Genomic DNA, 15599 nt, shown 5'->3' on the forward strand with positions numbered 1-15599 from the left:
GCACACATGCCGATCAGCTGAGCAACGGGGACGTACACACATGCGCAGGACAGCCACCCTCACCATCGGTCTGCTCGCAGCGGCTGCGCTGCTGACCGGGTGTGGCAGCGGGAAGAAGGACGCCGGCCCGGCCAAGGAGGCCGTCTCGCCGAACGCCTCGCCGAACGCCTCGCCGAGCGGCGGTGCGAAGGGCTCGGCCCCGGGAAAGAAGGGCGTTCCGCATCAGGTGGTCTTCGAGGTGGGCGGCAGCGGTGCGGCGCAGGTCATGTGGATCGGCAACAGCAACCACTTCGAGCAGGTGACGCTGCCTTGGACGAAGACGGAGTCCATGCAGCTGGAGGGCGCCGAGCTCAAGGTCGGCGTCACCGTGTCGGTGGTGCCGGGCTCGGTGAAGGGCCCGGACGGGATGCTCACTGCTGCCCCTTGCGCCATCAAGGTCGACGGCAGGCAGGTCGCCGACAACCAGGGCGGCAAGTCGGCCGGACCCTGCGCGTACAAGCTCAACGACTGACCACGCGCAGCAGGCACCCGGGCGGGGCGCCGACCACCGGACCCGGGCGGCGGGGGCCGCGCCGCCCGGGCCGGTGGCCGCCGCCGGCACGTCCGCCCCACCCTCCGCCACCGTGGTGCGTGTTGGGGCGCGCGGGTGTTCCGAGGCTCGCTGCGGTCCGGTGGTGCTGGTGTCGGGCTCGTTGCGTGGTCTACGTTGGGGGCATGACCACCGGGACGGCGTCGCGCCACACACGGATCGGTGACCCGGTGCCCTCCTGAGCACCCGGCGGGCCGTTGTGGGCCCGCTGCCCGATCGAGGATCCTGCGCCGCCGCGCGGGATCCGCCTCCGTCGTGCTGACCACAGGTTCGACACCTCAGCCACGACAGGAGGATCCATGCCCCTCACACCGCTGCAGATTCCCACCGCGGACGGTCGGTCCGACGCGTTCGCCGCCTTTCCCGACGACGGCGAACGGCACCCGGGGGTGCTGATGTACCCCGACGGCTTCGGCATCCGGCCGGTCCTGCGGGAGCTGGCCCGCGAGCTGGCCGGGCACGGGTACTACGTGCTCGTCCCCAACCCCTTCTACCGGCACGGCCCGACGCCGGTCATCGAACTGCCCGAGCACATCGGAGAGGAGGCCCGCCCCCGGGTCATGGCCCAGCTGATGCCCCTGATCCAGGCGCACACCGCCGAACGCTCCCTGAGCGACGCCGACGCCTACCTCCGGTTCCTCACCGCCCGGCCCGAGGTCGCCTCCGGGCCGGTCGGGGTGACCGGCTACTGCTTCGGGGGCCTCCTGGCGATGCGCACCGCCGCGGCCCACCCGGGCGAGGTGGCCGCCGTCGGCGCCTTCCACGCTCCCGTCGGCGCCGACGGGCCCGGCCTCTTCTCCGGCATCACCGCGCAGGTCCACCTCGGCCACGCCGAAGGCGACCTGACGCCCGAGGCCCTCGAGGAGCTCAACCGGGCCCTGGACGCCGCAGGTGTCCGCCACACCTCCGAGATCTACCCCGGCACCGTCCACGGCTTCACCATGTCCGACACCGACGCGTTCAGCGCCTCCGGGCTCGAGCGCCACTGGGACCGCCTGCTCCCGCTCCTGGAACGCACCCTGACCAGCAACTGAGGGAAGAGGAAGGACAGACCGGCATGGCGGTTCAGAGGATGGACAACGTCGGCATCGTGGTCGAGGACATGGACGCCGCGATCGCGTTCTTCGCGGAACTCGGTCTGGAGCTGGAGGGCACGGCGGAGGTCGAGGGCCCCTTCGCCGACCGGTGCACCGGACTCGACGGCGTCCGCTGTGACATCGCGATGCTCCGGACGCCGGACGGGCACGGCCGGATCGAGCTGTCGAAGTACCGCAGCCCCGCGGTGACCGACCCCGGGCCGCGCAACCGGCCACACAACGTCCTGGGCACGCACCGCGTCATGTTCGCCGTCGACGACATCGAGGACACCGTTGCCCGCCTGCGCCCCCACGGCGGCGAACTCGTCGGCGGGATCGCCCGGTTCGAGGACAGCCACCTGCTCTGCTACGTCCGCGGCCCGGAGGGCGTCATCGTCGGACTGGCCGAGGAACTGCGCTGAGAGGGAGGAGCCGTGCCGAGCGACGTGGACGGTGCGACGAGCTGGTGGCCCCCTGTCGTCCGCCCGTGAAACATGAACGGTCCTGTGTCCTGCACCGGAGTACACCGCTCCGGTGCAGGTCACACAGGTGCGGAGGGTACGGACGTGAGCAGCAGCCGGGGCAGGACCGTGGGGGTGGCGGCCCGCGGCCGTCACCGCAGCGGACGACCCGGTCATCCGGGCCGCGGTCGCCGAGTTCGCCGCGGCCCGGATTCCGGGTGCGCGCCCGGAGATCCCGCCGGGCATCCGGGACGGCCTCACCTTCGAGGCCCGCCACGCCGCGACAGCGCTCGTGCGCGGGTTCGTCCTGGGCCACGCCGCCGGAGCGGCGGCTCAGAGCCTTCGGTGGGCGTGGAGGAGGTATTCCTCGCGGTGCAGCGGATTGTGGTCGGTCCGCTCCCGGACGCGGGGGGTCCGGGCCGGGCGGTGGTGGGCGAACTCCGTCTCCAGGACTCCGTCCCCGCCGGTGAGCCCGGGCACCTCCCGCTCCAGGCCGTGCACGTGCTCCGCGGGCAGGTGGCCCTCGACGACGTACGCGTCCCCGACGGCCACCGGGTTGCCCGGCACGGCCCGGTGGCGGGCCAGGGCGAGCGACACGGGTGCGTACGCGTCCTGGGGGAACTCCAGGCGGAACCGGTGGACCGGTTCGTGGACCACCGTCCCGGCCCGCCGCAGCGCCGACATCAGGACGAGCGGGGTCAGCCCCCTGAACTCGCCCGCCGTGCTGCGGATGCTGCAGAAACCCGAATGGGTCATGGTCACCAGGCAGTCGGGCACCTGCCAGCCGAGCAGCCCCTGCCGCAGGGTGGCGTGGACCGTCTCCTCGACGGCGCGCATGTAGCCCAGCGGGAGCGAGCCGAGTTCGACGTCCCGGCGGAAGAGAACCCCGCTGCCGACCGGGGCCGGCTCCACGCGCAGACCGACCGTGGCCAGGAACGGGTTCCCGTCGTGGTCGAGGATCTCGTACGCGGCTCCCGTCCCGGTGACGCGCTCCACGCAGATCGGTGTCGTCTCGCGGAAGGAGACGGCGGTTCCGTACTCCTCGGCGAGGGTGGCCGCAAGGACCTCCTTCTGGACCTCGCCGTAGAGGGACACCGTCAGCTGCCCGCTGTCCGGGTCCTGGCGCAGGCCGATCAGCGGGTCCTGCTCGGCGAGCCGGGCGAGGGCCGTGTGCAGGGCCCCGCTACCGTCCGGGTCGGCCGGCACCACGACACTCTCCAGGGAGGGTGCGGCGAAGGCGCGGCCGTACGGGCGGCCCTCGGGCTCCCGGCCCACCACGTCCCCGATCCGGACCGCCGACAGGCCGCGCAGCGTCGCGATCTGCCCCGCCCGGGCGACGGTACGGCGCACCGCCGAGCCCCGGTCGAAGACGGCCAGGTCCGTGACCTTGCAGCGGGTGCCGGCGACCGGGACGTGCCCGCGGGCCGCGACCTGGCCGGAGAAGAGCCGGACGTAGGCGATCCGCTCACCGCCCTCGCTCCGCTCCACCTTGAACACCCGTCCCGACAGCGGCCCCCGGTCATCGCCGTGCTCGCCGGGCAGCAGTTCCCCGATGCCCTCGACGAGGTCCGCGATGCCGGCGCCGGTGATCGCCGAGCCGACGTACACCGGGTGCACCAGCCCGCTGCGGGTCTGCGCCGCCAGTGCGGCGCGCAGCCGTGCGTACGGGAGGGACCGCTCGTCGGCGACGTAGGCGGCGAGCAGGTCGTCGTCGTGGGTGGTGAGGACGTCCAGGAGACGCCGGGTGAAGGCGGTGTCGTCCGGGGTGAGGGCCGTGACCCGGGCCGTGCTCGTGCCGAGGCCGCCGGTGACCCGCCCCATGGGGATCGCGGGCACGGCGAGCCGTTGCCCGATCTCCCTCAGGACGCGGTCGACGTCGGCGCCGGCGCGGTCGGCCTTGTTGAGGAACAGCAGGGTCGGGATGGAGAGCCGCTTCAGCGTCCGCATCAGGACGCGGGTCTGCGGCTGCACTCCCTCCACGGCGGAGACGACGAGGACCGCGCCGTCCAGGACGCCGAGGGCCCGTTCCACCTCGGCGATGAAGTCGGGATGGCCGGGGGTGTCGATCAGGTTCACGGACACCGCCGCGTCCCCGCTGCCGAGCGGGAAGTTGACCACCGCCGACTTGATGGTGATACCGCGGCGGCGTTCCAGTTCGAGACTGTCGGACCGGGTGTTCCCCTCGTCGACACTGCCGATCTCGCCGATGACTCCGGCCGCGTACAGCAGCCGCTCGGTCAGGCTGGTCTTACCGGCGTCGACGTGGGCCAGGATCCCCAGGTTCAGCGTGCGTGGAATGGATGGCACAGAGCGTCATGTCCTTCAGGTGGATGGGCGTTCCTTTCGCGGGGGACATGAACGGTCGGCGCATCGGTCGGCTCCTTGAAGGCAGAGGGCTCTCCCCGGGAGGCTCGCACACGGGCGGGCGGGACGGCCACCGGATTTCCGCACGCCCCGGCGGGGCCCTGGAATACGCGGCTGACAGATCGTCCGGGGGGTGCTTATGATGCCGCCGATGAAGACCTTCCCCTCTCTCGGAACGGAGGAATCGTCCGCGCAAGGTGAGTGCTGATGGCAGCTCACTTCGCGGAACCGGTTCCCGCCCGCCTGCTGATGTGGCAGCGCGTACGCGAGTACGCCGTGCCACCGTCCATGATCGAAACCGCTACCGCCCGCCGTGCGGCCGGTGACTGGGCCGGCGCCTGCGCCGCCGCCCGGATCGACGTCGATCTCGATCTGCGCGCCGTGCGCGTCCGCCACGGCACCGACCTCGCCTCCCGCCTGCGGGCGGACCTGCGCCGGCTGGCGCCGGACCTGCTGCGCTGGCACATGCCCCGGATCGCCCCCGACGGGCGGCTGCGGCCCGGCCTCACCCTGTCGTTGGCCCGCTACGGCGGACCTGGCACCGCGGCGGCCCATCTCGTCGTGCGGACGCCGCCGGCCTGGGCGGACGCGGGCCAGCGGATGTCCCTGGCGCTCTGGGAGGACTCCCGGACGGACGCGCCCGGACACCATCCGCACCCCCACCCCGACCGGCGCTTCCGCCTCGATCTGCACCGCCACCTCTGGGACGGCACGCGCGGCGCCGAGCTGGCGCGGCGGTGCGGCGCGGACGCACCCCACGGGCCCGGTGGCCGGGGGCTCGCGTGGCCGCCGGACCACTGGGCGGCGGAGGCGGAGGTGTTGCTGCGGGCCGAGGGGCGCCCGCGCGGAGCCCTGACCGTACGGCTCGGTGCGCGCAGCCGCGCCGTGCTCGAACTCGTCGCCCCCGACGACAGCCACGCCCCGGTGCTCAGGCCGGTACGGGAGGCACTGTCGCCGCAGCGCGTCGCGGCGCTCCCGGTGCTGCCGGAGGCGGCGGTGCGCGCCCTTCCGGACCTGGAGCTCCTGCGGGCCGGGCTGTTCCGTGCGGAACGGCTGCACCCGCTGGTCGCGGCGGCACTGGCGGCGGCGGGACTCACGGGCCCCGCGGACCCGTCGCCGCCCGCCGGGCCCGGGGCAGCCGGTACGGGCACGGGCCCGGACCACGGGTCCGCGGACCCGCACCGGGTCGAGTGCCGGGGCGAGGTGCACCGGATCGCGCTGCGGGACGGGGCGCTGGCGGCGGTCGACCACGACCCGGCCCAGCTGGCCCGTGAGGACCTGCTCAGGGCCCTGGGCGGGCCGGTGCTGCCCTGCCTGCGGGCGATCGACGCGGTGCACCGCAGCCCCGAGGCGTTGCCCGCGGTCCGCGACCGGCTCGGCCACGGTGACGTGACCGGGGCGCTGGCCGTGGTCGAGGGGTTGCTGGGCCCCGGCGCGGTCCTGCGCGAGGGGCCCCTGCGGGACGCCCTGCAGGGTGCGCTGGCCGGGCGCCTGGAGCACGGGCTGTTCCGCGCGGGCCTGGTGCCGGTGCACCCTGCCGCGGACGGGGCGGGGGACGACGGCCACCGGCCACGGCCCGACCGTCGTCTGCCGCGGGACATGCGCCGCAAGCGCGCCGGCCGTACCCGGCCGCGGACCGGCCTGCCCGGCTGAGGTCCCACCGGTACCGCCCTCCACAGGACCGGTCGTCCCGGGGCCCGGCAGTCCGGGGTGCTCGCGGGCCGACCGGCCACGTTCCCGACCGACCACGCGGCGACCGCGTTCCCGACCGACCGCGTTACCGACCGACCACGTTCCCGACCGACCACGCGGCGACCGCGTTCCCGACCGACCTCGCGGTGGGGGCGACCGGGACCCGAGAGGGTCCCGAGGCCGACGCCCGACCGCCCGACCGCCCGACCGCCCGACCGCCCGGCTGCCCGGCTGCTCCCCACTGCCCCGTGCCCCGACCGGACCCGGACCCGGGCCCGGCGGCTCGACCGACTCCGCGCCGGATCCCCGGCGCACCGCCCGGATCCCCCGGTGCGTACCGCGCCCCGAGCACCGTACGCCGCTCTCCCACGACGGGTCTCCCGTCCACGAACCCCTCAAGGTGATGCCCATGACCTCCAGCACCGTCCTCGCCCCGCACGTACCGCCGACGGCCGACCGGCCGCAGCTCGGCCTCGCCGAGGACCTCCTGGCCCTCCTGCGGACGACCACCACCGAGCCGCGCCCCGACGAGCAGTTGGAGGCGCTGACCCTCTCCGTCGCGGCGGACCTGCCCGTACTCCTCTGGGGCGAGCCCGGCATCGGCAAGACCGCCGCGCTGACCCAGCTCGCCGCCTCCCTCGACCTGCCGCTGACCACGGTGATCGCCAGCGTCCACGAGCCCACCGACTTCTCCGGGCTGCCCGTCGTGGGCGAGGACCCGGCGGTGAACGGGGTGCCCATGGCCCCGCCGCAGTGGGCCGTGGAGCTGGTGCGCGCCGGGCGGGGGCTGCTCTTCCTGGACGAACTGTCCACCGCCACCCCGGCCGTCCAGGCCGCGCTGCTGCGCGTGGTCCTGGAGCGGAGGGTGGGTGCGCTGCGACTGCCGCCCGGCGTGCGGATCGTGGCCGCCGCCAATCCCCGCGCGTCGGCCGCGGACGGCTGGGAGCTGAGCCCGCCGCTGGCGAACCGGTTCGTGCACCTGTACTGGGTGCACGACCGGGAGGTGGTGGTGCGCGGTCTCGGAGGGGTCTGGCCGAGCGCGCGGCTACCCCGGCTGGACCCGGCGGGGCTGGCGGACGCGGTGGCGTTCGCCCGCCGCGCGGTGTGCGGCTTCCTGAACACCCGGCCGACGCTGATCCACCGGCTGCCGACCACCGAGACCCGGCGCGGCGGTGCCTGGCCCTCGCCCCGCAGCTGGGAGGCCGCGATGACGCTGCTCGCCTTCGGCACGGCCGCTTCCGTCTCCCGGGATGTGCTGGCGCTGCTGGTCCGGGGCGCGGTCGGGGACGGTCCCGGTCTCGAACTGCTCGCCCACATCGACCGGATGGAGCTGCCCGACCCGGACGTGCTGCTGGCCGACCCCGGCGCCGCCGAACTGCCCGGGCGCGGGGACCTGCGCCAGGCCGCGCTGGAGGCGGTGGTGGCCGCCGTCGGCGCCCGCCCGGAGCGGGAGCGCTGGGAGGCGGCGTGGGCGGTGCTGGTCAGGGCGTTGGAGACCGGCGCACCGGATCTGCTGGTCGGTCCGGCGAAGGCGCTGGCCGCGTTGCGGCGCGAGGGCTGGGAGGTGCCGGAGGCGGTGGAACGCCTCTCCTCGGTGGTCGGGCTCGCCCGGCGGGCTGAGGGCTCGGTGGCCCGGACCGCCGCGGCCGCCGGCGTCCGGAGCGCGGCGGGCGGGTGCGCGTGACCGGGGCCGTGGAGCGGTCGGCGCGGCGCCCGGCGGCCCCGGCCGCGCCTGCGCGGCCCCGGCCGATGGCCCCGCCCCCGCCGCCGCGGCCGGTGCGGGTGGCCGTGCCCGGGCCGCCGCCGGGGCCGGCCGTCCCCCTGGACGTGGAGAAGCTGCTGGCCGCCCGGCTGCACGCGGTCGAGGTCCGCCCCTACCTGGCCAGCGCGCTCTTCGCACTGCACGTGGTGGAGGACCGGTCGGTGCCGACGATGGCGGTGGACGCCTGCTGGCGCTGCTACGTCTCCCCGCTGTTCGTGGCGCGCACCCCGCTGGAGGAGCTGGCGGGCGTGTGGGTGCACGAGGTCTCCCACCTGCTCCGGGACCATCACGGGCGCGGCGAGCGGTACGCGCGGGAGCACGGGGAGCAGGGGCCCGGGCAGCGGCTGCGGCAGAACATCGCGGCGGACTTCGAGATCAACGACGACATCTACGGCGACGGCCTGCCGATGCCGGCGGGGGCGGTGCGGGCATCGCTGCTGGGCCTGCCGGAGGGGCTGTTGATGGAGGAGTACCTGCGGACGTACTCGATGGCGGGACTCACCGCGGGGACGTCCTGGCTGGACTGCGGCAGTGGGGCGGACGGGCAGGCGCGGCCCTGGGAGCTGGGGCCCGAGGGGGCGCACGGGCTGAGCCGGCAGCAGCGGGACGCGGTGCGTTTCCGGGTGTCCGAGGCGATCACCGGCCGGCCGGGGGACGCTCCGGAGGGGTGGCGGCGGTGGGCGGACGAGGCGTTCCACCCCCCGCAGCCGTGGCGGCAGCTGCTCGGTGCGGCGGTCCGCGCGGCGGCGGGCGCGCCGGGGGCGGGCGAGGACCACAGTTACCGGCGCCCGTCGCGGCGTTCGGCCGGTCTCCCCGGTGTCGTGCTGCCGAGCCTGCGCCGGATGCCGCCCCGGGTGTGCGTGGTGATCGACACCTCGGGGTCGGTGAGCGACGCGGAGCTGGGCAGCGCGCTGCTGGAGGTGGCGGCGATCTCGCGGGCGGTGGGCGGCCGGCGCGACCTGGTCTCGGTGATCTCCTGTGACGCGGCGGCGGGCGTCGCCGTGCCGCTGTGCCGGGCCGAGAACCTCGAACTGATCGGCGGCGGCGGTACGGACCTGCGGTCCGGCTTCGCGCGGGCGCTGCGCTCGCGGCCCCGCCCGGACGTGATCGTCGCCCTGACGGACGGGCAGACGCCGTGGCCCTCCGCGCAGCCGCCCTGCCGTACGGTCGTCGGTCTCTTCCCGCGTGTCCCGCGCGCCGTGAACGAGGACGAGGACGACTACACCCCCGACGCCCCGCCCGCGTGGGCGCGTGTCGTCCCCATCGGGTAGCTCAGCGCCCCACCCGGGTGAGCTCGCGGTTCATCTCGGCCAGGAAGCGGATGACGACGTGCAGTTCGTCGGGGCTGAAGCCCGAGCGGGCGGCGTCGGTGGCCCGGGCCAGGGGGCGGAAGTACGCGCGGGCCGCGTCGCGGCCGGCCTCGGCGTAGTGGAGGTGGACCACGCGCCGGTCGTCGGCCGCCCGGACGCGGCGGATGTGTCCCGCCTTCTCCAGCCGGTCCAGACAGGCGGTGACGGCGCCCGAGGTCAGGTTCATGCGCGTCCGCAGGCCGCCGGGGGTCATCGGGCCGGCGTCCTCGTCGTGTTCGGCGTCCAGGACGGCGATGAGCGCCTGTACGTCCGTCAGGTGCAGGCCCTGCGCGTGGGCGAATTCCTGGGCGATCCGGTTGAACTCCGCGTTCATCGCCCGCAGCAGAACGGCGAAGGACTGCAACCCGATCGGGTCGTCGGAGGGAAGTACGGGCCGGGAGCTGTCAGCGCTGCGCATGGAACCAGCATATGATCTCTCAATGATTGAGATACTTGATGATTAAGCAATGGGAGGTTCGTCATGGCGCGCACACCGCGCTGGGCCCGCGGGCTGGTACCCGTCGTGCTGCTGCTGGTCTGGCTGGGCATCGGCGGAACGCTCGGCCCCTACGCCGGAAAGCTGGGTGAGGTCGCCACCAACGACCAGGCCGCGTTCCTGCCCCGGAGCGCCGAGTCCACCAGGGTCCTCGAGGCCCGCAAGGCCTTCGAGCGTTCCGCTTCGGTACCCGCGGTCATCGTCTGGCAGGCCTCCGGGGGCGGCCGGGTCGGCGACGGGCAGCAGCAGGACGCGACACGGGCGGTGGCCGGTCTGGCCGGCCGGAAGGGCATCGCAGGACAGCCGTCACCGGCCCTGCGCTCCGCGGACGGCGCGGCACTCCAGGCGGTCGTCCCCCTGTCCCCCGGCCTCGGCGACGACCTGGCCTCCGTCCTGGACGAGGTGCGCGCTGCGGCGGCCGTACCGGGGCTGACCGCGCAGATCGCGGGGCCGGCGGCCACGCAGGCCGACCTCGCGGACGCCTTCTCCGGCATCGACGGCCTGCTGCTGGGCGTCGCGCTCGGGGCCGTGCTCCTGATCCTGCTGCTGGTCTACCGCAGCCTGCTGCTGCCCTTCCTGATCATCATCAGCGCCGTGTTCGCCCTCGGCCTGGCCTGCGCGGTCGTCTACGCCCTCGCCGACCGCGGCGCCGTACGCGTCGACGGGCAGGTCCAGGGCATCCTGTCCATCCTGGTCATCGGAGCCGCCACCGACTACGCGCTGCTCCTCTCCTCCCGGTTCCGCGAGGAGCTCACCGCCCGCGAGGACCGCGTGGCCGCCGCCGTCGCCGCCGTGCGCCGCTCGGCGGGCGCGATCACCGCCAGCGCCGCCACGGTCGCCCTCGGCCTGCTCGCCCTGCTGGCGAGCGACCTGACCAACAACAGGGCCTTGGGCCCGGTCGGAGCCATCGGCATCGCCTGCTCGGTCCTGGCCACCCTGACGTTCCTCCCGGCCGTCCTGGCCCTCCTCGGCCGGACCGCCTTCTGGCCCGCCACACCCCGGGCGTCCGACACCGCCGGCGAGGGCCGCAGGCTCTGGCGCCGGGTCGCCGCCCTCATCGACCGGGCACCCCGGCGCGTGTGGGTGTCGACGACGCTGCTCCTGCTGGTTCTGGCGGCCTTCGCACCGGCCCTGTCGGCGCGGGGCGTCCCGCTGGACGAGATCTTCGTCAAGGACGCCCCCTCCGTGGCCGCCCAGGACACCCTCGGCCGGCACTTCCCCGGCGGCTCCGGCCAGCCCGCGGTGATCATCGCCGACGCCGCCGCCGCTTCGGAGGTGCAGGCGGTGGCGCGGGCGACCCAGGGGGTGGCCTCCGCCGCGCCCGTCACCGCCTCCGGGCGGCCCGGCGGGGGCGAGCCCCTGGTCGTGGACGGGCGGATCCGGATCGACGCGACCCTGACGGCGGCGGCGGACAGCGACGCCGCCAAGCGGACCGTCGCCGAACTCCGCGACCGCCTGCACGCCGTTCCCGCGGCCGACGCCCTCGTCGGCGGCTACACCGCCCAGGCCTACGACACCGAACGGACCGCGGCCCGCGACCGCACCGTCATCGTCCCCGTCGTCCTCGCCATCATCCTGCTCATCCTCGTCCTGCTGCTCCGGGCGGTCCTGCTGCCCCTCCTGCTCGTCGCCACCGTCGCGCTGAACTTCCTGGCCACCCTCGGCGTCAGCGCGCTCGTCTTCGAGCACGTGCTGGGCTTCAGCGGCACCGACGCGTCCGTCCCGCTCTACGGCTTCGTCTTCCTCGTCGCCCTCGGCGTGGACTACAACATCTTCCTGATGTCCCGGGTACGCGAGGAGACCCTCGCGCACGGCGTCCGCCAGGGCGTCCTCCGGGGGCTCACGGCCACCGGCGGCGTCATCACCTCCGCCGGCGTCGTCCTCGCCGCCACGTTCGCCGCGCTCATGGTCATCCCGCTGGCCTTCCTCGTCCAGATCGCCTTCATCGTCGCCTTCGGCGTCCTCCTCGACACCCTCGTCGTACGCTCCCTCCTGGTCCCCGCCCTCGTGATCGACATCGGCCCCCGCAGCTGGTGGCCCAGCGCACTGGGCCGCGACCGGGCCGCCGGTACCGGTCCCACTGGTGCTGCCCTGATGCGGTAGGAGGCTCCGGCGCGCCGGCCGTCCCGGCCGGGGGCCGGCGCCCGGACTGCGCGTGACGCCTCTCCCGCGGGGCGTCACATCAGCTCGGGCGCGCCCTCCCGGGCGGGCTCCTTGTCCGCCCGCCGGTCCGGAGCGTCGGCCGGGGCGGCGGCGCGCAGTGCCGCTTCGACGCGGCGGTTGGTGGTCATGGACGCCGTGACGGCCGTCATCGCCAGGAGGAGGCCCGCGGCGGCGTAGAGCGGGGTGCGGATGTCGTGGGCGGTGGCCAGCCAGCCGCCGAGGAAGGCGCCGAACGGGGCGGCGCACATGGCGAGCATGCGGGAGGTGGAGGCGACCCGGCCCATCAGGTGGGCGGGGACGATCGTCTGGCGCAGGGAGGGGGCAAGCACCATCGTGGCGCCCATGCCCGCGCCGCAGACGGCGAGCGCGAGGCCGGCGATGTAGGCGTTCGGGGCGGCGGCGAGTCCCAGGACGGCAAGTCCCTCGACCGCGGCCGTGCAGGTCAGCGCGGTGCCGGTGCCGAGTCGCCGGCCGAGGAAGGAGGCGATGGCCGCGCCGAGCAGACCGCCGGTGGCCTCCGCGGTGAGGAGCAGGCCGAAGCCGAAGGTGCCGATGCCGAGGCGCTCGTGCGCGAAGAGGGCGAGTACGGTCTCCACGGCGACGAAGGCGACGTTTCCGACCGCCGGACGCAGCGCGAGCCCCAGCAGCAACCGGTCCCGGAACACGTACGAGGCGCCGGCCCGCGCCTGCCGCAGCAGCGACTCACGGGTGTGCGGTACGGGCCGGGGTACGGCGGGCAGTGACCGTACGAGCAGTGCGGAGAGCGCGAACGAGAGCGCGTCGGCGAACAGCGGGACCGCCCGCCCGAGCGCGAGCAGGGCACTGCCCGCGGGCGGCCCGGCGAAGCCGGACGCGGCGGTCTGGGTGCCGCGCAGGCGGGAGTTGGCGCGCTCCAGGAGCGCGGGGTCGCGGCCGAGCAGATCGGGCAGACAGGCCGTGGCGGCCGTGTCGAAGAAGAGTCCGCCGAGGCCGAGCAGGAAGGCGACGGCCGCGAGCAGCGGGATGTCCAGCACGTCCAGCACGGCCGCCGCCGCGGGTATCACGAGCAGCAGCGCACGCGCCGCGTCCGTGACCCACATCGTGCGGCGGCGGTCCCAGCGGTCCACCAGCGCGCCGCCGAGCACCCCGAAGAGCAGCCACGGCAGCGTTCCGGCGGCCGTGACGACGGCGAGCGCCATGGGATCCCGCGTCAGCGTGAGCGCGAGCAGGGGCAGCGCCGCATGGGTCACCCCGTCACCGAGCGAGGACACCGTCTGCGCGGTCCACAGCCGTCCGAACCCGGTCGGCAGCTTCCGGACGTCCGAGGTCACTGGGCCTCCCCTCCGGCCTGCCGGCCCGACGCCGGGTGGAACAGCGCGAAGACGAGCGACGCGTCCGGCAGCGACGGATCGGACAGCGCCCGGTACTCGTCCGCCAGCGCCTCCAGCCGCGCCCCCAGCTCCGCGAACTGCTCCTCGGTGAGCCGCAGGTGCGCCATCCGCACGTGCCGCTCGCCGTCCGCCGGCGCCGCCTCCAGGTCCGCCACCGCGTGCCGCATCAGCATGTCCGGGCCCCCCTCGCCCGGATCCGGCAGCACGATCGACCGCGCGGCCATCGCGTAGTACCGCTCGTTGACCCCGCGGACCTTCCGCGTCCGGACCACCTTCACCAGGCCGGCCCGCTCCAGCAGTCGCACGTGGTAGCTGGAGCTTCCCTTCGCGAGGCCGACCCGCTCGGCGATCTGGGTGATCGTCGCGGGCTCGAAGCGGAGCACGGCCATGATGCGGTGGCGCGTGAGGTTGGAGACGGCGCGCAGCTGCTCGTCCGTGGTGACGTGGAACGTCTCGGGAAGATCATCGGTTGGCATGGGAGTAATGGTCAACGTTTCTTGACCATTGAGCAAGGGGATTTCGGCGCGGATTCCCGGAACGGCGCCGGCCACCCGCCCCGAAGTACGCGAGGGCATGACCAAACCCCCGCTGCGGCACCGGTCCCGGGCAGCGGGGGTTTCGTCGTGTTCGGGTTCAGAAGTCGTCGTGGGCGCCGTGCCGATGGCGCGCGGGGAGGATGTCGGCCTCCTCGTCGAAGAGGGCCTTGCGCAGACCGGTCCGGAGCCGGGCCCGCGCCGCGCGTTCGTCGAAGGCGGCGGTGGCCTTGACCGACCGGCTCCGGTGGTTCCAGGCACAGCAGTACTTGTAGATCGCGAAGGAACGCCCGACCTCGACGGGCCGGGGACGTCGGCCTTCCCTTTCGGCCCGGGCGAGTTCGGCCGGGCGACGCCCCGCCGCCGAAGCGGACCGACTGCGGACCCATCGGGGTCCACGACCCGGACGCCGTGGGGCGGCGCCGTCAGAAGAGCGGTGCGCCCCAGTAGCCGCCGATCTCGCGGTGGTAGTCGGCGTCGCCCAGGTGCTCGCCCCGGGTGAACTCGGGCGCGTTCCTGACCTGTTCCCTGGTCCGGTCGACGTGGACCTTCTCCTCGGCGGTGTCGATGCGGGTGATCGTGCCGGCGGGCAACAGCACTTCGCGCCCGAAGATCCAGGGGCCGGTGTCGACGACGATCCAGGAGTTCCCGGTTTCGTACGAGTGCTTGTCGACCTTGCCGATGCTGCCGTCCACCGCCTCCACCGTGTAGCCCGTGAGGTCCCGGTCCTCGAAACGGGCGACGGTCAGGTGGTAGGCCCAGATGCTGTCGTTCACGAGCGCGACTCCCTCTCTCGACGGTCTCGGAAGCAGGTTCTGCTCCGCTCCGACCCTCGCCTGCCCAGCATCGCCGCGGTGAAGCACCTCAAGGGTCCCGGGAGTCACGCCGACGGGTCCTGGCGCGTCGTCAGGCGTGCGGGCCCGCCCCGAAGGCGCCGTGGTCGGGTCCGGCCGGTACCGGCTTGCGCCGCCGCGCCACGAGGGCGGCGATGCCCAGACCGAGCCCCACCGGCAGGAGCAGCACCCCGGCGGACATCGCCAGGCCCAGGCCCACGGCCGTCGGTCCGTCCTGGTCCTCCTCGACCCCGGTCACGGCCGCCACCGTCAGGGTGCCCTGGGCGGCCTCGGGGTGGAAGCGGGAGTCGGCGGCGTTGCCGCGGTTGTCGCCCAGGACGAAGAACCGGCCCTGCGGCACCGCGACGTCGAAGGGCACCCCGCCGTCGCCCGGGGCGTCCTTGACATAGGGCTCGTCGAGCGGCCGCCCGTTCAGCGTCAGGGTCTTGTCCCCCAGGGCGTAGGAGATGCGGTCGCCGCCCACCGCGACCACGCGTCCCAGGAACGGACCCTTCGAGCCCCACTCCGCCGGGTCGTAGAGCACCACGTCTCCGCGCCGGAACCCGAAGGTGTCCTTGCGCAGGACCACGAGGTCGCCGCGGGCGTACGTGGGGCGCATGCTCTCGCCGGACTGGTGCGCAGCCGTGAACCGGCTCAGCATGAACACGATCGGAGCGGCGATCAGCAGGACCCCCAGAACCAGCGACGCGATCGCCCCGATACCCCTTCTGCGCCCGGGTCTGCGTTGCATGTGGTCCTCTCCCAGTAGTCATCACTGGCCAGAACGATACGGTCCGCTCCGGATCGCGCGGCCGGTGGCCTCACCGTCCGGGATCACCTCGAGGCCGGCCCGCCGCAGCCGCCGGTACACCTTGCGCTCGCGCTCGCGGATGCCCATCGTCCCCTGTTCC

The 15599-nt window shown here is 74.6% G+C and carries 14 protein-coding genes; 7 read left to right on the forward strand and 7 right to left on the reverse strand.

The window, feature by feature from the left end; genetic code table 11:
* Positions 1–40 precede the first annotated feature (40 nt).
* The 3 genes from ACFY15_RS16775 (at position 41) to ACFY15_RS16785 (ending at position 2087) form a co-directional block, all read left to right on the forward strand.
* On the forward strand, positions 41–511 hold the full coding sequence (locus ACFY15_RS16775) for a hypothetical protein (protein WP_390689542.1): 471 nt from the start codon (positions 41–43) through the stop codon (positions 509–511).
* 377 nt (positions 512–888) lie between these two features.
* Positions 889–1623 (forward strand): dienelactone hydrolase family protein, encoded by a 735-nt coding sequence (locus ACFY15_RS16780; protein WP_390689543.1) that lies wholly within the window; start codon positions 889–891, stop codon positions 1621–1623.
* A gap of 23 nt (positions 1624–1646) precedes the next feature.
* A complete protein-coding gene (locus tag ACFY15_RS16785) occupies positions 1647–2087 on the forward strand; it encodes a VOC family protein (protein ID WP_390689544.1) in 441 nt (146 codons plus the stop codon).
* Between the two features lie 372 nt (positions 2088–2459).
* Here ACFY15_RS16785 and ACFY15_RS16790 read toward each other — a convergent pair whose 3' ends face one another.
* A complete protein-coding gene (locus ACFY15_RS16790; RefSeq protein ID WP_390689545.1) occupies positions 2460–4433 on the reverse strand; it encodes a GTP-binding protein in 1974 nt (657 codons plus the stop codon).
* 264 nt (positions 4434–4697) lie between these two features.
* Between ACFY15_RS16790 and ACFY15_RS16795 the strand changes: the two genes are divergently transcribed.
* The 3 genes from ACFY15_RS16795 (at position 4698) to ACFY15_RS16805 (ending at position 9215) form a co-directional block, all read left to right on the forward strand.
* Positions 4698–6143, forward strand: coding sequence for a hypothetical protein (locus ACFY15_RS16795; RefSeq protein ID WP_390689546.1), 1446 nt, complete (start codon positions 4698–4700; stop codon positions 6141–6143).
* 448 nt (positions 6144–6591) lie between these two features.
* The gene (locus tag ACFY15_RS16800; RefSeq protein ID WP_390689547.1) at positions 6592–7866 is read left to right on the forward strand and encodes an AAA family ATPase; all 1275 of its coding nucleotides are present in this window, start codon (positions 6592–6594) and stop codon (positions 7864–7866) included.
* A gap of 143 nt (positions 7867–8009) precedes the next feature.
* On the forward strand, positions 8010–9215 hold the full coding sequence (locus ACFY15_RS16805) for a VWA-like domain-containing protein (protein WP_390689608.1): 1206 nt from the start codon (positions 8010–8012) through the stop codon (positions 9213–9215).
* A 1-nt stretch (position 9216) separates the two neighbouring features.
* Here ACFY15_RS16805 and ACFY15_RS16810 read toward each other — a convergent pair whose 3' ends face one another.
* Entirely contained in the window at positions 9217–9711 is a 495-nt protein-coding gene (locus ACFY15_RS16810) for a MarR family winged helix-turn-helix transcriptional regulator (protein WP_390689548.1), read from the reverse strand.
* 63 nt (positions 9712–9774) lie between these two features.
* Between ACFY15_RS16810 and ACFY15_RS16815 the strand changes: the two genes are divergently transcribed.
* Positions 9775–11892: an MMPL family transporter gene (locus ACFY15_RS16815; protein WP_390689549.1), complete on the forward strand. Its 2118-nt coding sequence runs from the start codon at positions 9775–9777 to the stop codon at positions 11890–11892.
* Between the two features lie 74 nt (positions 11893–11966).
* Here the strand turns inward: ACFY15_RS16815 and ACFY15_RS16820 are convergent, their stop codons facing one another.
* The 5 genes from ACFY15_RS16820 to ACFY15_RS16840 all read right to left on the reverse strand — a co-directional run bounded on the left by ACFY15_RS16820 (position 11967) and on the right by ACFY15_RS16840 (position 15586).
* Entirely contained in the window at positions 11967–13262 is a 1296-nt protein-coding gene (locus ACFY15_RS16820) for an MFS transporter (RefSeq protein ID WP_390689550.1), read from the reverse strand.
* Entirely contained in the window at positions 13259–13798 is a 540-nt protein-coding gene (locus ACFY15_RS16825) for an ArsR/SmtB family transcription factor (RefSeq protein ID WP_390689551.1), read from the reverse strand. Before ACFY15_RS16825 ends, ACFY15_RS16820 begins: the two co-directional genes overlap by 4 nt.
* 482 nt (positions 13799–14280) lie before the next feature.
* Positions 14281–14631: a PRC-barrel domain-containing protein gene (locus ACFY15_RS16830; RefSeq protein ID WP_390689552.1), complete on the reverse strand. Its 351-nt coding sequence runs from the start codon at positions 14629–14631 to the stop codon at positions 14281–14283.
* A 130-nt stretch (positions 14632–14761) separates the two neighbouring features.
* Positions 14762–15439 carry a signal peptidase I gene (gene lepB / locus ACFY15_RS16835; RefSeq protein ID WP_390689553.1) on the reverse strand — a complete coding sequence of 226 codons (678 nt, stop codon included), beginning with the start codon at positions 15437–15439 and terminating at the stop codon, positions 14762–14764.
* Positions 15440–15460: 21 nt separating this feature from the next.
* Positions 15461–15586, reverse strand: a complete 126-nt coding sequence (locus tag ACFY15_RS16840; RefSeq protein WP_390825691.1) for a hypothetical protein — start codon at positions 15584–15586, stop codon at positions 15461–15463.
* Positions 15587–15599 lie beyond the last annotated feature (13 nt).

Origin of the sequence: Streptomyces sp. NPDC001373 (assembly GCF_042895815.1) — a bacterium.
GTDB lineage: Bacteria > Actinomycetota > Actinomycetes > Streptomycetales > Streptomycetaceae > Streptomyces.

Excerpts from the sequence above, each read along its gene's own strand:
- ACFY15_RS16800 (WP_390689547.1), top strand. The coding sequence starts at position 6,592 with ATGACCTCCAGCACCGTCCTCGCCCCGCACGTACCGCCGACGGCCGAC.
- ACFY15_RS16780 (WP_390689543.1), top strand. The coding sequence starts at position 889 with ATGCCCCTCACACCGCTGCAGATTCCCACCGCGGACGGTCGGTCCGAC.
- ACFY15_RS16825 (WP_390689551.1), bottom strand. The coding sequence starts at position 13,798 with ATGCCAACCGATGATCTTCCCGAGACGTTCCACGTCACCACGGACGAG.
- lepB (WP_390689553.1), bottom strand. The coding sequence starts at position 15,439 with ATGCAACGCAGACCCGGGCGCAGAAGGGGTATCGGGGCGATCGCGTCG.
- ACFY15_RS16785 (WP_390689544.1), top strand. The coding sequence starts at position 1,647 with ATGGCGGTTCAGAGGATGGACAACGTCGGCATCGTGGTCGAGGACATG.
- ACFY15_RS16810 (WP_390689548.1), bottom strand. The coding sequence starts at position 9,711 with ATGCGCAGCGCTGACAGCTCCCGGCCCGTACTTCCCTCCGACGACCCG.
- ACFY15_RS16795 (WP_390689546.1), top strand. The coding sequence starts at position 4,698 with ATGGCAGCTCACTTCGCGGAACCGGTTCCCGCCCGCCTGCTGATGTGG.
- ACFY15_RS16840 (WP_390825691.1), bottom strand. The coding sequence starts at position 15,586 with ATGGGCATCCGCGAGCGCGAGCGCAAGGTGTACCGGCGGCTGCGGCGG.
- ACFY15_RS16775 (WP_390689542.1), top strand. The coding sequence starts at position 41 with ATGCGCAGGACAGCCACCCTCACCATCGGTCTGCTCGCAGCGGCTGCG.
- ACFY15_RS16815 (WP_390689549.1), top strand. The coding sequence starts at position 9,775 with ATGGCGCGCACACCGCGCTGGGCCCGCGGGCTGGTACCCGTCGTGCTG.